At 61.1% G+C, this 15,837-nt stretch carries 16 protein-coding genes and 1 pseudogene; all 17 read left to right on the forward strand.

The window, feature by feature from the left end; all coding sequences use genetic code 11:
* The first annotated feature begins 34 nt into the window (after nucleotides 1–34).
* The 17 genes and pseudogenes from KGR00_RS07725 to KGR00_RS07805 all read left to right on the forward strand — a co-directional run bounded on the left by KGR00_RS07725 (nucleotide 35) and on the right by KGR00_RS07805 (nucleotide 15,830).
* Nucleotides 35–598, forward strand: coding sequence for a hypothetical protein (locus KGR00_RS07725; protein WP_224424338.1), 564 nt, complete (start codon nucleotides 35–37; stop codon nucleotides 596–598).
* A complete protein-coding gene (locus KGR00_RS07730; protein WP_224424339.1) occupies nucleotides 595–1,278 on the forward strand; it encodes a metallophosphoesterase in 684 nt (227 codons plus the stop codon). The genes KGR00_RS07725 and KGR00_RS07730 overlap by 4 nt, the downstream gene beginning before the upstream one ends.
* A 56-nt stretch (nucleotides 1,279–1,334) precedes the next feature.
* Nucleotides 1,335–1,535 (forward strand): hypothetical protein, encoded by a 201-nt coding sequence (locus tag KGR00_RS07735; protein ID WP_224424340.1) that lies wholly within the window; start codon nucleotides 1,335–1,337, stop codon nucleotides 1,533–1,535.
* 939 nt (nucleotides 1,536–2,474) lie between these two features.
* On the forward strand, nucleotides 2,475–2,891 hold the full coding sequence (locus KGR00_RS07740) for a hypothetical protein (RefSeq protein WP_224424341.1): 417 nt from the start codon (nucleotides 2,475–2,477) through the stop codon (nucleotides 2,889–2,891).
* On the forward strand, nucleotides 2,888–3,514 hold the full coding sequence (locus KGR00_RS07745; RefSeq protein ID WP_224424342.1) for a hypothetical protein: 627 nt from the start codon (nucleotides 2,888–2,890) through the stop codon (nucleotides 3,512–3,514). Before KGR00_RS07740 ends, KGR00_RS07745 begins: the two co-directional genes overlap by 4 nt.
* 205 nt (nucleotides 3,515–3,719) lie before the next feature.
* On the forward strand, nucleotides 3,720–4,958 hold the full coding sequence (locus KGR00_RS07750) for a phage Gp37/Gp68 family protein (protein ID WP_224424343.1): 1,239 nt from the start codon (nucleotides 3,720–3,722) through the stop codon (nucleotides 4,956–4,958).
* 188 nt (nucleotides 4,959–5,146) lie between these two features.
* A complete protein-coding gene (locus KGR00_RS07755) occupies nucleotides 5,147–5,404 on the forward strand; it encodes a type II toxin-antitoxin system RelB/DinJ family antitoxin (protein WP_224424344.1) in 258 nt (85 codons plus the stop codon).
* Nucleotides 5,404–5,676 carry a type II toxin-antitoxin system YafQ family toxin gene (locus tag KGR00_RS07760; protein ID WP_224424345.1) on the forward strand — a complete coding sequence of 91 codons (273 nt, stop codon included), beginning with the start codon at nucleotides 5,404–5,406 and terminating at the stop codon, nucleotides 5,674–5,676. The genes KGR00_RS07755 and KGR00_RS07760 overlap by 1 nt, the downstream gene beginning before the upstream one ends.
* 377 nt (nucleotides 5,677–6,053) lie before the next feature.
* Nucleotides 6,054–6,314 carry a hypothetical protein gene (locus KGR00_RS07765; protein ID WP_224424346.1) on the forward strand — a complete coding sequence of 87 codons (261 nt, stop codon included), beginning with the start codon at nucleotides 6,054–6,056 and terminating at the stop codon, nucleotides 6,312–6,314.
* Nucleotides 6,311–8,560 (forward strand): ATP-dependent DNA helicase DinG, encoded by a 2,250-nt coding sequence (gene dinG, locus KGR00_RS07770; protein ID WP_224424347.1) that lies wholly within the window; start codon nucleotides 6,311–6,313, stop codon nucleotides 8,558–8,560. Before KGR00_RS07765 ends, dinG begins: the two co-directional genes overlap by 4 nt.
* A complete protein-coding gene (locus KGR00_RS07775) occupies nucleotides 8,553–8,963 on the forward strand; it encodes a hypothetical protein (RefSeq protein WP_224424348.1) in 411 nt (136 codons plus the stop codon). Before dinG ends, KGR00_RS07775 begins: the two co-directional genes overlap by 8 nt.
* Nucleotides 8,960–9,694, forward strand: a complete 735-nt coding sequence (locus KGR00_RS07780; RefSeq protein ID WP_224424349.1) for a hypothetical protein — start codon at nucleotides 8,960–8,962, stop codon at nucleotides 9,692–9,694. Before KGR00_RS07775 ends, KGR00_RS07780 begins: the two co-directional genes overlap by 4 nt.
* Nucleotides 9,681–10,421, forward strand: coding sequence for a hypothetical protein (locus tag KGR00_RS07785; RefSeq protein WP_224424350.1), 741 nt, complete (start codon nucleotides 9,681–9,683; stop codon nucleotides 10,419–10,421). The genes KGR00_RS07780 and KGR00_RS07785 overlap by 14 nt, the downstream gene beginning before the upstream one ends.
* Nucleotides 10,422–10,565: 144 nt before the next feature.
* Nucleotides 10,566–11,162, forward strand: a complete 597-nt coding sequence (locus KGR00_RS07790; RefSeq protein WP_224424351.1) for a hypothetical protein — start codon at nucleotides 10,566–10,568, stop codon at nucleotides 11,160–11,162.
* A 15-nt stretch (nucleotides 11,163–11,177) separates the two neighbouring features.
* Nucleotides 11,178–12,278 (forward strand): annotated as a pseudogene (locus tag KGR00_RS07795) (DUF6094 domain-containing protein); the annotation flags it as partial.
* A 173-nt stretch (nucleotides 12,279–12,451) separates the two neighbouring features.
* Nucleotides 12,452–14,677: a DEAD/DEAH box helicase gene (locus KGR00_RS07800; RefSeq protein ID WP_343232825.1), complete on the forward strand. Its 2,226-nt coding sequence runs from the start codon at nucleotides 12,452–12,454 to the stop codon at nucleotides 14,675–14,677.
* A 238-nt stretch (nucleotides 14,678–14,915) separates the two neighbouring features.
* Entirely contained in the window at nucleotides 14,916–15,830 is a 915-nt protein-coding gene (locus KGR00_RS07805; protein ID WP_073434293.1) for an MBL fold metallo-hydrolase, read from the forward strand.
* The last annotated feature ends 7 nt before the right edge of the window (nucleotides 15,831–15,837 follow it).

The following is a 15,837-nucleotide window of genomic DNA, read 5'->3' on the forward strand; positions in this document are numbered from 1 at the left end:
CCAATGCCGGGGCCGCCCGGATAGGGATTAATCGATGAGCAGCATCCCGATCTTTCTGCTGGAAGTGGGGGCCGTCAAAACCCTGGAGTTTGGCAACGCCTGGCGCGGGGCGATGTACGTCTGGAATTACGTCGCCACCGAATACTGCGGCCTCCCGGTATTCCCGCCTGGATTCTCCGAGGAGGGAAAGGCCGATCAGATGAAGGTCTGGAACTACGGCAACAACAATCCGGATATGCCGGAGCACGAAGCGATCGTCCTGCTCAGCACGATGGACCACGCTCTGCTTGATCCGAGCCAATGGGAGCGTCTGGTCGAGGCATACGAGAAGTTCGGCGAGGAGCATCCCAATAGCAGCTTCGGCGAGCAGGCCAAAGCACTGCGCGATGTCATGGAATCCGGCGAGGACATGGAGCTGCTCGGCATCGGCTGGAATCAGAACACAATCTGCCCATCGAAGTGGGTGTCCTACGACGACGATGGCGTCATGCGGGTCTACGACCCTGCGCGGGAGAACAGTCACTTCTGGATGATGGAACAGCTCGACGAAGCCCGCCGGTCTGCTGCTGAGGTTGAGGCGGCTGGAGGTGGCGCGTGATCGTCAGACACGAGGCCAACACCGATGGTCGGGATTTCTTCGTCGGCGACATTCATGGCCAGTACCGATTGCTCCAGGAAGCCATGCACCGGGTCGGCTTCGACAAGGCCAGGGATCGCATGTTCTCGGTCGGGGATCTGGTCGACCGCGGGGCCGATTCCCTCGAGTGCCTGTCGCTGCCTTTCGAGCACTGGTTCAATGGCGTCCGCGGGAATCACGAGATGCTCGCCCACGAGGCTCTCTCCGGCGCCGGCAGCTTCGAGCTGTGGATGGTCAACGGCGGCACCTGGGCGCTGAGCGAGAACCTCGCCGAGGTGAAGCAGATCGTCGGCGAGGCGCTGCGACACCTGCCCTACGCCCGAGAGATCGAGGTAGCCGGCCGACGAATCGGCATGGTTCACGCGGAGCCGCCGGGCGACTGGTCGCTGATCGAGCTAGCCGGCAATGCCTACAAGCAGGAGTTGGTCTGGGGGCGCAGCCGAATCAAGAGCGCGGATGAAACGCCGGTCGATGGCATCGATGCCGTCGTGGTCGGACACACACCCATCGAACAGCCCGCCTGGCTGGGCAACGTGCTCTACATCGACACCGGGGCGTTTCGCACGGGAAACCTGACGCTGCTCGATGCCAGGGAAGTGGTTTCATCACTCGAGGCTGGTTCGAGCCCTCGATATATCTAGCTCAAGTCGTTGGACCTGGACGCGTATCAGCACAAATTATTCGCAGGAGAAGATATATGAACGATAAACCTGATACATCAATGCCACGCACGCCGCTATGGCGTGTCATCTTTGGTTGTGCCAAGAGCATACTCTTCTTGATCGTCGGAGTCGCCATCCTTTTTGCGGCTTTTGCGGCCATTAACTGGAGTGCTCCATATGGCTGGGCATTGTGGCAGGCGCTGGCGAAGGGTATGAGTTCCTGGCTGGGGATATAATGGACTTGGCAGTTAGGATAAAACGGGCCAAACGGAGGTAAGTATGGATATGGGCGGCGTTTATCTCGCTATGGCTTATGTGCCCGCTATTGCTTCAACTGTTGGCTCCTGCGTATGTTTTTGCTCTGGTACTCAGGAAGGCGCTGATGCACAGAAGCAGCAAATCGAGGAAAGGGCGATGACCGCTCAGCGCAAGAGGAAACCCCGATAGATTCGGCAAGCACTGCCCGGCCTGTGGCACCGACCTGGACGAACTGGAAGCAGAGATGCAGCCAGCTTCTCAGCACACCGACGAGCAATAGGAAAAGGCTTGTCATATGCCCCCTTCGATTCAAAATGCGCGCGTTGCTGCCAGCCAGTGGCGATCTGAACATCCGGATCACCAGGGTGGGGTAGTGCTCGTATGGGATGGCCAAGCCTATGGATGGAAGGATCGGCTGAGGGATGCTGGCCATGAGCGGCCTAGAGCATATGCAGTGGATGCCGATGGTCATGTGTTCGTTGCCGAGGGTGGCGATGATTACAACGGTGCCAAATGCTGGGTAGCCGAACCCCGCAAAAACTGATCGAGGAGAAGCATGGAAAAGCGAAAGGCCGAACCGCTAGCAGGATGGCGCCTACACCCAAAGGCAGCCTATGTGTGTGTATTCCTGATTTTTTTGACCAGTATGATTGGTCTTTTCGGAGAAACGCTAGGTTTGACAGGTTCAGCACGGACATTGGCGATGATGCCCGGAATCGCGTCAGCGATTCTTATGACGTTCCAGCACGCCGCTATCTGGCAGCGGGTCGATAACAAATAGATCAAGGAAACTCCCGCCTGCTCCCCACCAATACCTCGCTTGCTGCTTTGCCGATCTCGGGCACTCTGAGCGTGTTTTCCGGCGATCCGCCGCACACTGATCGACATCCGGGCGCTGCCCGGCTGGGGAGGAGTAAGTGACAAAGAGAGAGCTGGAGCAACAGCGCCTGGCCAACGCCAACAAGTTCATCCGCAAGATAGGCGATTGCGGCCGGCGGTTCTTTCATCACGAAGGCCGCTATGCCGAGCTGTCGCTGGATGGGCGTGGGCGGGTCTGGTTCACCGACGAATATAGTGGTCGGAGGATCTACACCCACCGCGATGGACGCTGGCAGGGGTTCACCCACGGCGGCACGCTGAAAATTCTCGTGGAAGTCTTCCGCGACCATATCAAGAAAGGCCGACAGCTCCACCACCTCTATTTCGACCCCGACAGATTCAGGGGCTTTGGCACGCATCCGTGGGGGTACCCTGACGGCGAGCTGATCCTGCTAAAGCATGCGGGCCTGACGCTCGGAATCGTCGCGCCTGCACCCGGGGAGGACGCATCATGACAGATCGATTCTATCTCCAGGATAACCGCTCCAACCTTGGTGATCGCCTGATGTTCTGGCGCGAGGGCGGCGGCTATACCAGCAACGTTCGCGAGGCCGAGGTGTTCACCCGCGAGCGGGCTGTGAACCTGCACGAGAACCGGGAGAGCGACATTCCCTGGCCAGCCGACTACGTGGACGCGCGAACTCACAGCGCGGTCGACATGCAATACGTCGATCGTTCGGCGTTTGGCGCGATGCCGTTGGGGGATGCCCAGTGTCTGATCCAGGTGGCGCGCCGTTACAACGGCAATGACATCGTTTGGCTGCTTGCCGATGGCGGCCGCGGCGCCAACCTGGACGATGCCCGGGTCGTGAGCTGTGAGGAGGCGCGCGAGCTGTGCATGGCCAACGAAAGCTATGTCGCCTGGAACAACGCCTATATCGACCAGCACGTGCGGCAGGTGGTCTCCTGCGCCGATGTCAATCGGGAGGAAGCGCTCCGCGGTACCGGGATCAAGCTGGTGAAGCCGCGCCGGCCGCGAAAGGAAGTGGTCAACTGCCACGGCTGCGGCCAGTTCCTTTCCCGGTTTCAGGTCTATGGGACCGACTGCCCGAACTGCGGGGCGGACAACCGCCCGTGACGAGCCCTGGGCGTCGTCGGCACCCGCGCCGGCGCCTGTTTCTCGAGTCCAACCCCGACGCTGCACTCTCCCCCCGGAAATCCCCGCCCGATACCCGCCGATACCTCGCTTGCTGCTTTCCCGATCTCGGGCACTCTGACCGCATCGCCGGCGAAAAGCCGACATGCACAGCGACCGCCGGCGCCTGCCGGCTGAGGAGAAGACAATGGGCGACAAGACGGGGATTGAATGGACGAGCGCTACCTGGAATCCACTACGGGGCTGCTCTCGCGTTTCCGACGGCTGCCGGCACTGCTACGCCGAGACCCAGGCCGCGCGGATCATCGCCATGGATCGCGGGCGGGGCGTGCCCGAGGGCGAGGGCGCCTACGACGGGCTGCTGGCCAAGGGCGGGCAGTGGAACGGCAAGATCAAACTGGTGCCCGAGCTGCTGATCCAGCCTGTTCGCTGGACGAAGCCGCGCAAGATATTCGTCAACAGCATGTCGGATCTCTTCCATGAGAACGTGCCGTTCGAGTACGTCGCCGCTGTCTTCGCGGTCATGGCGAGCACACCGCGCCACACCTACCAGATCCTGACCAAGCGCCCGAAGCGGATGCGTGACTTCTTCGCCTGGCTGGCGGAGAAAGCCGACGGCGCCAATGAGCGCTACATCAACAGCGAACAGCATCAGGCTGGCGTGAAGGCACGGCAGGCCCTTCGCGATCAGGGCAAGGCATCGCTAGACGAGCCGGCACCGCCAACCGAGATGCTGCGGGGTCTGTACGACATCGCCGCGCCGATCGTCGACGAGCACATGGATCAACAGGCTCGCCGGCATCATCTGAAAAGCCTCGGTCAGTGCCACTGGCGCAACTGGCCGCTGGACAACGTGTGGTTGGGCGTGAGCGTCGAGGATCAGGCCACGGCCGATGAGCGCATTCCGCTGCTGATCGAAACGCCGGCCGCGGTGCGCTGGCTGAGCATGGAGCCACTGTTGGGTCCGGTATCGCTGCGCTGGATGGCCGCGTGGCCGGAGAACCCGCCGTATACTGCTCAGAACCCGTACAACGAAGGTGTTACCGACCACTTGGACGGGCTGCGGCGCCTGGATTGGGTCGTTGTCGGCGGCGAGTCGGGCAAGGATGCCAGGCCGATGCACCCTCAGTGGGCCTTTGATCTGCGGGATCAGTGCGCGGAGGCCGGCGTACCGTTCATGTTCAAGCAATGGGGTGAATGGGTACCCAGGAGTGCCTGCTACCACATCCTTGAGGACGGGACCGCCTGTTCCAATCGAGACCCCGGCGCGGTGCAATGGCCCAGCGTCCGGCTGACGGAAGCCGGGAACGACGGGCATCGTCTGGAGCATGCGGGAGATGGGGGCGACGTCTACATGCAGCGCGTGGGAAAACGGGCTGCCGGTCGCCGGTTGCAAGGCATTCTGCACGACGGGTATCCAGCATAATCGCGCATAGACGCTTACTGGCACCCTCGGGGCGCTAGGCGGTGCCAGTGTCACGGTACCAACCCTCATGTGGGATGAAAACAAAGTGTCATCCTTGAAAATAGAGAGTCATCCTCCGGTGATGACAAGGTGGCGTAGCCCGGTTATAATGTAGCTACATCGTAGCCACGAAAGAGAAGGAGAAAATCATGAGTGCTGATACCGTGGTCCGAGCCCGCATCGACAGCGAAACCAAAGAGCGCGCCACCGCCGCCCTGGAGGCCATGGGCCTGTCCGTGTCCGACGCCATCCGCCTGCTGATGCTGCGGATCGCCGACGAAAAGCGCCTGCCGTTTGCCGTGCAGGTGCCGAACGCCACCACGGCCAAGGCTCTGGAAGAGCTGGAAGCCGGCAAGGGCAAGCGCTTTGATAGCGCGGATGCGCTGTTCGAGGACCTGGGCATCTGATGCTGACCCCAGTCCGTTCCAGCCAGTTCAAGCGAGATGTGAAGCGGGTCCATAAGCGCGGCAAGGACATGGAAAAGCTGCGGCGCTTGCTGGGCCTGCTGCTTGAGCAAACGCCCTTGCCGGATGCATACCAGGATCACTCATTACGGGGAAACTGGAAGGGCTACCGAGATGCCCACATCGAGCCCGATTGGTTGCTGCTATATCGCATAGTGGATGACGAGCTGCACTTGGCTCGTACTGGTAGCCACGCTGATCTCTTCCGAGAATAGGCAAGGCAAGAAAGGATGATACTTTACCTTGCCGGTATGGCTGCTCCTGACCATAAATCAAAGGGTTATACCCCACCATAGGATGATATTCTTTTTTCATCCCACACCTCACGCATTCGACGCGGCCATGCCGCGGGAGCTTTACCGATGGGGCCGATTCAACTGATCGGCCCCGACAGACTTTGAAACTGAGTCGGGGCGTTTCGTTGATGCTCAGGCGCTGATTTAAGGCTGCATATCCTTGCCTGCCGTCTCACGTCGACGCCCTTGATCAATCCCTAATCCCTTCTGTGCCCCCCCTGATTACGCGCTTGCTGCTTTTTCGTTCTGAGGCATGGTGGCTGCAAATTACGCCACCCCGAAGCCAGGAGGGAAGCATGCGTCATAACGATCACTGGTTCGCTCGGCACTTCGCCACCGACGATTTCACGACGCGTGAACACGTGCAAAAGACGCTTATACCGCGGTGGCAGGCCGCAATAGCTGAAAACGAACAGGCCGCCGCATATTTGCGAAAAGTCGGGCGCGACGAGACAGACCCTCTGCTGGCCACTGTGGTGGCTGAGACCGCTACGTTGCAAGGCAACATCGAGGCGGCAACGAAGCGATTGACCGAGACAGAGAGGGCGGCGCAATGAGCATCCCCGCCGAGGAAGTCGGTGCCTCAGAGCCTGTCAAGGAACCACCGGCAGGTTTGCTTGAGGATACCAAGCAAACCATTCGAGAGGCGCTCTCGAGGATGTCGGCCACGCCGGGGTTTCGTTCCCGGGCTGCGCAGCGACTGATGATTGCTGAGGTCTCCAAGACCCTGGCGGGCGAGTATCCCGGCGAGCGTGTGGTTAGCATTGAGGGGCCAACCGGTACCGGCAAGAGTCTGGGCTACCTGCTCTCTGCTATCCCCGTCGCGCAGGCCCGCGGGAAGACGCTGGTGATCGCCACCGCAACGGTAGCGCTACAGGAACAGCTCGTCACGAAGGATCTGCCCGATTTGCATGCACGTGCGGGGCTGGAGTTCAGCTTTACGCTGGCGAAGGGGCGTCGCCGTTATGTCTGCGATCGTAACCTTGAGCCACTCGCAGGAGCCAACGAGGATCAAGGTCTTCTCGACTTTGGCGACGGTGAACAGGGTCAGGGGACCTGGGCGATCAAACCTGCCGAAGGCGAAACCGATGAAGTGGAGGCTATGTGGGCGAGTCGCTCCAACGGGAACTGGAGCGGCGATCTTGACGAATGGCCCAACTCGCTGCGTCAGGAGCTGCGTGACGAAATCACCACAGACAAAGCGAGCTGCACAGGCGCCAGTTGTCGGTACCGGTGGCGTTGCGCATTCTTCAAGGCACGGGCTGAAAACGAGAAGAAGGATGTCGTCGTCGCAAACCACGCGCTGGTGATGTCGGACCTGATGCTCGGGGGCGGCGTGGTGCTGCCAGCGCCGAAGAACACCATCTACGTCTTTGACGAGGGCCACCATCTGCCGAGCGTCGCGGTCGAACAGGGCGCGGCGAAGGCACGGCTTGCCGCGGCAAAACAAACACTCAGCGAGTTGGCAAAGCTGCCAGGCAAGGCTGCGCCGGCACTCGCCGGCCAGACGGAGCTGGTCAGCGGCGTCAAGGAACTGGGTACCGAGCTAGCGGGGGAAGCTCGCGCGCTCGTGCGCAGCCTGGACGACACCTATCGTGCCCTGGAGAACGTGCATCCTGCAATGTCTGAGCCCCAGGCAAAGAGAGGCCGTGGTGGCCGGTATGCACGGGGCAGTCGTGAGCCTGACATGACCTGGCGCTTTCCCATGGGCGAGGTGCCTGCCGACTTGTGCGACCTGTTTGAGCAGGCGCGCGTGGCGACGGGGGCGGTCCACTCGCTGGCGCGGCGTCTCGGCGACCGCTTGAAAAAGGGCGCGGAAAACGACCCCAACAATCGTGGCATAACCACACTTCAGGCATCTGCCCAACGGCTCGTATCACGAATCGACACCATGGAAACCGCTTTCGCTCAGCTCGCCGCGGCGCCCTCTGACAATCCCGCCGATCCGCCGGTAGCACGTTGGATCGAGGTGGTCGCCGACGGGGGCGACTTTGAGTGCTGTGCTAGCCCCACCTCGGCCGCTGGACTGCTGCGCTCGCTGTTGTGGAGCCAGTGCGATGGTGCTGTGGTCACGTCGGCGACACTTGCTGCGCTCGGTCGGTTCGACCGGTTTTACGAGCAAGCCGGGCTGCATGAGCGGCATGGCAATCGGGCTATAAAGCTCGATTCTCCGTTCGATTATGCAAACCGGGCCGAGCTTGTTGTCCCGAACGTTATCGCAGATCCCAAAGATCATGATCGGCATTCAGACGAGATAGCGACGCGCTGTAACGCTGGGTTGATTGCGCCGGGAACCGGGACACTGGTGCTGTTCGCCTCCTACCGTCAGATGCGCGCGGTACTCAAGGCCCTCAATCCGGAGCTGGCCGCCAAGGTGCTGATGCAGGGGGAGGCGCCGCGACACGAGCTTCTGGAAAAGCACCGTCAACGGATTGAGGCCGGTCAGGGCAGCATCTTGTTCGGGGTGGCGTCGTTCTCCGAAGGGGTGGATCTGCCCGGCGAGCAATGCACTCACGTGATCGTCGCCAAACTGCCGTTCGCGGTACCGGACTCCCCCGTCGAGGCAACGCTTTCGGAATGGCTAGAGTCACGCGGGCGCAACCCGTTCATGGAGCTGTCCGTGCCGGATGCGAGCTTCAAGCTTATCCAGTCCGCCGGACGGCTGCTGCGCACTGAGACGGACTATGGGCGTGTCACTGTACTTGATCGGCGCTTCGCCGACCGCCCGTACGGGCGCGCCATGATGAATGCATTGCCACCGTTTCGGCGGTTCATCGAGGGTAGAGGTGGATTTCATGGGTGACCTTATGTGGATCGGAATATTTGTGGGCATCCTACTGCTGTTGCTGACTGCATGGTATGTGAGCTGCTACTTGGGGTTTAAGCCTGGACTCTCAGCAACCTGTGTCATAGCGACGTTGGTTGTGGTGTCAGCCCTTAGCGCACTTCTGGGGCGGCATATCATGGGGGCGGAAGTGGGGGAGCATTTTTCTTACCGCCAGATCCACCGCTGGGTAGAACAAAACCCTGCTCTTGCCTCCCGCGTCGAGTCTTACTTGGAAGACGGCAAAATCAGTGTTGGTGAGGCGAGCCGGATCCAGAGAAAACGGGAGGAGTTGCTCGAAGAGGGCTCTGCCGCTCGTGAAGCCCTTAAAGCGGCGCTGAAAGACACCCCCGCTGATTCCAATAAGGAGAGCGATTCATGATTCCCCTCTATCTCTATGCCCTGTGTAGGCGCTTTCTCGCGCGAACGCTGAATTTGTCGGCTACCGTGCTGGCTCTCGCCGGAAGCGTGCTCCTGGTAAGTGATTTCGTTGTCATTTATCAGCTCAAGTGGCCGCCGATTGATGCCGGCGCCTGGCGAGTCGCCAGTGCCTCGATCGCGCTCACCGCCGCATGCGGCTGGTTGGCGCTGGTGTTAGCGCTAAAGCGCGCACCACGGCCCACAACATCGCCTGACGCACCCGATTCAACTCCCTTTCCCTCGTCCTACCGCGACATGCTCATCGAATCGGCATGGATCGTATTGCGCCGTCTGGCGTGGGCCGTGTTCGCTGGAACTGGGTTGCTGATCGTGCCGGCGGCGGTCTTCGATCTGGTCGCTCCGCTGATCTCGGGTGTCCTTCCAGACCTGCCCTGGTACTCCTTTACCTCGCACAACTTTTACGCCATGGCGCTGCTGGCCACTGAACCAACGGTACTCGTCTTCCTGGGGGTGCTGGTGCTGCCTATGTCGCTGATCGATCGCAGCCGGCGCTTCTGGCCGGCCAGTGATCAGGACCAGAAATACCTGGCCCTGGCGTCCATCGCAAACCCCACCGTTCGCCGCTACCGCGCCGAACTCCAGCGCCTCGGTCGCCGGATGCTAGTCGAGGATGTGGAGCGGCTGGGGGCCGAGATCTGGCTCGACAGGATGACGGAAAATGCACACCGATAATATCCAATATCTCGCCGAGGGCGAGGCCATGAGTCGTGATGCCTGGCATCAGTTGTCCGAGCATCTCCGCGAACGCGGCAAGCCGCTCGATCATCTGATGCCGATCTATCATGTCGGCGGAGTATGCGACGTGCCTTCCATGTGCTGCGTCCACTGCGAACAGGATCTTAGCTATGCCGACTTCACCGCAGTGATCAATCGTGTGCGCGACAGGCCCTGGTACCTCAACCTCAATGCTGTGTGTAGCTGCCCGGACTGCAATGGCAGCACTCTATTCGCCCAGACTTATGCGCCGCCGAAGGACCGTCGGCTGGCATACATGTCCTTGCGCCCTCCGATGCGCGAGGTGATCGAGGCGCCCTGGGCCGAGGCCCCGGTCTCGCAGCCAGTGCATGCTGATGGGATTCCGGTACCGGTGTTCGACCTGGTGGCCCGCGCGCGCGGGATCGTAACCCAGCGCCGCGAACCTTTTCCCCATCGCACCAGGCCGATTTCGGAGCGGCTGGTGCGTAGGGTCATGGCGGGCGGCGGTCAGCGCTCGCTGTTCGTGTCCACGCTCATCGCCTTGGTACTGCATCGGCCCGAGGGGTGGGCGGACCCGTCACAGTGGGGCTGGAGCCTGCTGTGGTCGACCTATATTGAGAGCGCTCCGCTGGCACTGGTCCTGTGGGCCGTCTACGAGATCGGCGTGCTGTGGGCGTCGGCGACAAAGGAGAAACGATCATGAGCATGGCAACCTGCATTTACTGCGGGCACAACGTGAAGTATGGCCCGGGTACAAACTTCACCCAGGGGCAAGCCTACCCTCAACCCCCGGGGGCGATCACTGCCCCTGGGGTAGCTCGCCCCCATTTTGTTTGATGGAGGCAGCATGTCGACTTCTACCCCGCTCTGGCGTCTCGAAGAGACGCCAGAGCTTTTTCTGGACGGCTACGTCGCCGATGACGACCGCGCTGTCTTTCTTTCTCTGTGGGGGCGGGATACCGCCATTCACGAGCTGATGGCAAAGCTGACCCTGCCGATCGCCGAAGGCGGCTGGAACGGGATCACGCTTCAGCGGGACGATCAGACGGTCGCCCTGCAACTGGATCGTGATCGCCTGGCGAAACGCACGACGCGGACCTATCGGCAGACGCGGTTCGGCAGCCTGCTGAATCTCTGGCTATTTGATCAGCGCTGTCAGGATCCCGATCGGGCCAACCGTCAGTGCTATGCCATCTTCAACGAGCGCGATTCACGTCAGGACAAGAGCGCGATGCTCTGGTCGCGACTGCGTGATCTCGCCGCGTTTCCGCTGCTCGACCACTGGCGACCCATGGTCGTTCAGCTGCTCCTCGAGCACGGTGCGATTCGCATGCTCGATCGAACGTCTGAGCGCCTTTCCGGCGTCTGGATCGATCTCTCGCTGGCCAGCGTTCAGGACGCCATCGGTCAGCTCATCCACTCCGGCGATCTCGCCACGCAATGAACCCGGGAGGCCATCATGGCTCTGATGTTTCCACGCCTGGCGCGCAACTTTGCCAAGAACGGCTACTACCCGACCGACGAGGACACGATTGATCGTGTCCTCCAAGCACTGGGTACCTCGCATGACCAGCGGGTTCGAATCCTGGATCCGTGTGCCGGCGAAGGCCATGCGATTCTGGAGAGCGCCCACCGGCTGGGCCGCGAACGAACCGACGCCTACGGCATCGAGTACGATCTCGAGCGAGCACGGCACATGCAGAGCCTGGTCGATGTCGGCATCCAGTCGGATCTGATGGATACCGTCATCTCACCGCGCTCGTTCGGCATGATGTTCTTTAACCCGCCCTATGGCGATCTCGTCAGCGAGACCGGCGGCAGCAAGGGGTATGCCGGCAAGGGCCGGCAGCGGCTGGAAAAGCTGTTCTACCAGCGCTGTGTTCACCTGCTGCAGTACGGCGGGATCGTGGTGATGATTGTCCCTCACTACGTCTTCGACGGTGAGCTGTCGAGCTGGGTCAGCCAACACTTCGATCGCGTCACCGCGTTCAAGGCTGCGGTCGATATATTCAAGCAGGTCGTCGTCTTCGGCGTTCGCACGAAGCGCAATGCACTACTGGCCAACGACAGGGCCAAAACGATCAGGGGGATGTTGCAGCAAATCGGACTGGGAGAGTTCAAGCCCGAGCCGCTGCCTTCGATCTGGTGTGATGGACCCTATGACGTGCCGCCGGCGACGAGCAGCACGCCACACTGCTACCGCGTGTCGCTGGAGCCCGAGCAGCTGAGGCAGGAGATCGATCAGTTGGGCGGGCTATGGACCGACTTCAATCTGGCGTTCTGGACCGATGGGGTCACGCAGCGACGTCCGCTACGCCGGCTCTCGAGCTGGCACCTTGCGCTGTCGCTGGCAGCGGGTGGCATATCGGGCGTCGTGACCTCGCGATCGGGGCGTCAGCTGGTCGTGAAGGGCGACACCTTCAAGGAGAAGTCCTCGAAAGTCGAGTTCGACGAAGACGCCGATGGCAACATCAGCGAGCGTCGGATTCTGACCGACCGTTTCGTGCCGGCCATCATGGCCTGGGACGTGACACCAGACTCTCCCGATAAGGGAAGGCTGTTCAAGATCACGTCGACGCCTGCGCAGGATGCGCCGGCACAACCTGAACCTACCGACTCGGACGCCGAGACGGCATAACCCAACCACGATCGCTCTCCGGGGCGATCCACCCCCCTACGGGCAGACACGCCGCCCGCAGGGGCGAGTTCTGCCCATTTTCATTGGAGATGGACATGAACATGCCATGTACCACGCCGGCTAACGTCATCGCGCTCAACGATTTCATCGATGAGTTCGGCGATGGGCTTCTAGATACGCTCAACCACACCCATCCCCCGGTCTACGACGGTCGAGGCAGCCCGGCTCGCAAAGTGGTGATGGATGCCCTGGCACGCAAGCCGTTTCCGGCACAGGCGGATGTCGTTCACGCGATCTGCGCGTTGCTGCTGGATCAGAACGAACGCGCCGGCGTCATCAACGCCGAGATGGGGACCGGCAAGACGATGATGGCGATCGCCGTCGCCGCCGTGATGGCGACCGAAGGCTATCGCCGATCGTTGATCGTTTCTCCGCCGCACCTGGTCTACAAGTGGCGGCGCGAGATCCTCGAGACGGTACCCGAGGCACGGGTATGGGTACTCAACGGACCGGACACGCTGGCGAAACTGCTCAAGCTGCGTGAGCAACTGAGGCAGCCAGATGATGGCCAGCCGGAGTTCTTCATCCTAGGGCGCGTACGAATGCGGATGGGGTTTCACTGGATCCCGGTGGCCACCCCGAAGCGCACGCTTTCCGGTCGCTTCGCGGCGTGCCCGGACTGCGGCCGCATGATCCTCGACAACGACAATGAACCGATCTGGTTCGAGTTGTTTCAGCAGACCGAGCGTCAACAGCGATGCGCGGGATGCGGTGGCCAGCTCTGGACTCTCATACGACAGCGGCGACCCGAAGGGGATGCCCGCCGTCGTTCGGTGCTCAAGGCGCTGCAACGCATTCCGACCATCGGCAAGGTGACATCGGAGAAGCTGATCGACCAGTTCGGGGAGGCATTTCTCTCGTCGATGCTGGCCGACAATGTGCACGAGTTCATCAATTTGATGGACGAGAACGGCGACCTGGTGTTCAACGATCGACAGGCGACGAGGATGGAGCGGGCGATGGCGAATATCGAGTTCGGTTTCGGCGAGGTCGGTTTTCAGCCGAGCGAGTTCGTGAAGCGCTACCTGCCCGATCAGTTCTTCGACCTGCTGATCGTCGACGAGGGGCATGAGTACAAGAACGCGGGGTCGGCCCAGGGCCAGGCCATGGGCGTACTGGCAGCGAAGGCTCGCAAGACGCTTTTGCTGACCGGCACGCTGATGGGTGGTTATGCCGATGACCTGTTCTATCTGCTCTTCCGGATCCTGACGCCGGTGATGATCGAAGACGGCTACCGTCCCCAGCGCAATTCTCTGGGAGCGGCGTCCATGGCCTTCATGCGTGAGCATGGTGTCCTTAAGGATATCTACTCTGAGCGCGAGGGTGCTGGACACAAAACGGCGAAGGGCCGAAAAACCTCGGTGCGGACAGTCAAGGCACCAGGCTTCGGGCCGAAGGGCATACTGCGTTACGTGCTGCCCTTCACGGTGTTCCTCAAGCTCCAGGACATCGGCGGAGATGTGTTGCCGTCGTATGAAGAGGAGTTCGTGGAAGTACCGATGTCGTCAGAACAGGCCAGTGCCTATGACAGGCTCTCCCGGGAGCTGACACAGGCGCTCAAGGAAGCGCTGGCACGCAAGGACACCACCTTGCTGGGCGTGGTGCTCAACGTGCTGCTGGCGTGGCCTGATTGCTGTTTTCGGCCTGAGACGGTCAAGCATCCGCGCTCGCGGGAGCTGATCAGCTTCGCGAAGTCGATCTTCGACGAGACGTCGACGATGCCGAAGGAGGACGAGCTGGTCGAGCTGTGCCGGACAGAGAAGGCCGAAGGCCGCAAGGTGCTGGTCTACTCCACCTATACCGGCAAGCGCGACACGACGAGTCGCCTGAAGCGCGTCCTCGAGCAGGCGGGGCTGAAGGTAGCCGTGCTGCGCTCGAGTGTCGACACCAGCCGTCGTGAGGACTGGATCGCGGACCAAGTAGAGAAGGGCATCGATGTCCTGATCACCAATCCCGAGTTGGTGAAGACGGGCCTGGATCTTCTCGACTTCCCGACGATCGCGTTCATGCAGACCGGCTGGAACGTCTACACGCTGCAGCAGGCGGCGCGACGGTCCTGGCGCATCGGTCAGCACCGGGCGGTGCGTGTGGTGTTTTTTGGCTACGCCGAGACCTCACAGATCGCCTGTCTGCGACTGATGGCCAGTAAGATCGCCGTGGCGCAGAGTACATCAGGGGACATCCCTAAGTCAGGGCTTGACGCGCTCAACAGCGATGGCGAGTCAGTCGAAATGGAGCTGGCCCGTCAGCTGGTCGCTTGAGGCTTCATTCACTTCAACCTAACCCCTCTTCGGAGGGGTTTTCTATTTGAACGGCGTATAGGAATAAGGCAGATATCCAGTTCTCGTCTGGTTGTTGAATTTGCTTGTCCCTAGCAAATGAAACTTATGCGCTAAGGACATAGAAAAACCTTCGTAGTTATTAGGTATATTCAAAAAAGATCTAACGTTAGAATAATTTCTAAGCTACTCTGAAGGCATGTTCTTTCAAGGAGCCCTCATGAACACCCACGCTCTTGCACGAGGCAATCAGGATGGTGACCGGCCCGACGTCGCCGGTTTTTTCGATCCTCGCACCTTCAGTATCCAGTACGTCGTCAGCGACCCCGCCACGCGGCATTGCGCGATCATCGACCCGGTGCTCGATTACGATGAGAAGTCCGGCGCCACGGCAACCTTCCAGGCCGATGAGCTGCTGGCCTACATCGAGCGCGAAGGGCTCGAGGTCGAGTGGATTCTGGATACCCACCCGCACGCGGATCACTTTTCCGCCGCGCGCTATCTGCACGAGAAAACCGGTGCACCTACCGCCATCGGCCGGCCGGTCACCCAGGTGCAGGCGCTGTGGAAGGCGATCTACAACTGGCCGGACCTGAAGGACGACGGCAGCCAGTGGGATCGTCTGTTCGACGAAGGGGATACCTTCAAGCTGGGCGAGATCGATTGCCACGTGATGCACTCGCCGGGCCATACGCTGGCCTCGATCACCTACGTGATCGGCGATGCCGCCTTCGTTCACGACACCCTGTTCCAGCCCGATTTCGGCACCGCCCGCGCCGACTTCCCCGGCGGTGACGCCCATCAGCTATGGCACTCGATCCAGGCGATCCTTGCACTGCCCGACGAGACGCGCCTGTTTACCGGTCACGACTACATGCCCGATGGGCGCGAGCCGCAGTGGGAGAGCACCGTGCGCGAGCAGCGTGAGCACAACAAGCACCGGCTCGGCGAGAGCAGCGAGGCCGAGTACGTCGAGCTGCGCAATCGTCGCGACAGCGAATTGCCGATGCCGAAGCTGATCCTGCATGCGCTGCAGGTCAACATTCTCGGCGGCCGTCTCCCCGAGCCGGAGAACAACGGCAAGCGCTACCTGAAACTGCCGCTCAACGCCCTGGAAGGTGCCGCGTGGGAGTGAGAAGGCG

The organism is Modicisalibacter sp. MOD 31.J, assembly GCF_020147985.1.
GTDB classification, from domain to species: Bacteria; Pseudomonadota; Gammaproteobacteria; order Pseudomonadales; family Halomonadaceae; genus Modicisalibacter; species Modicisalibacter coralii.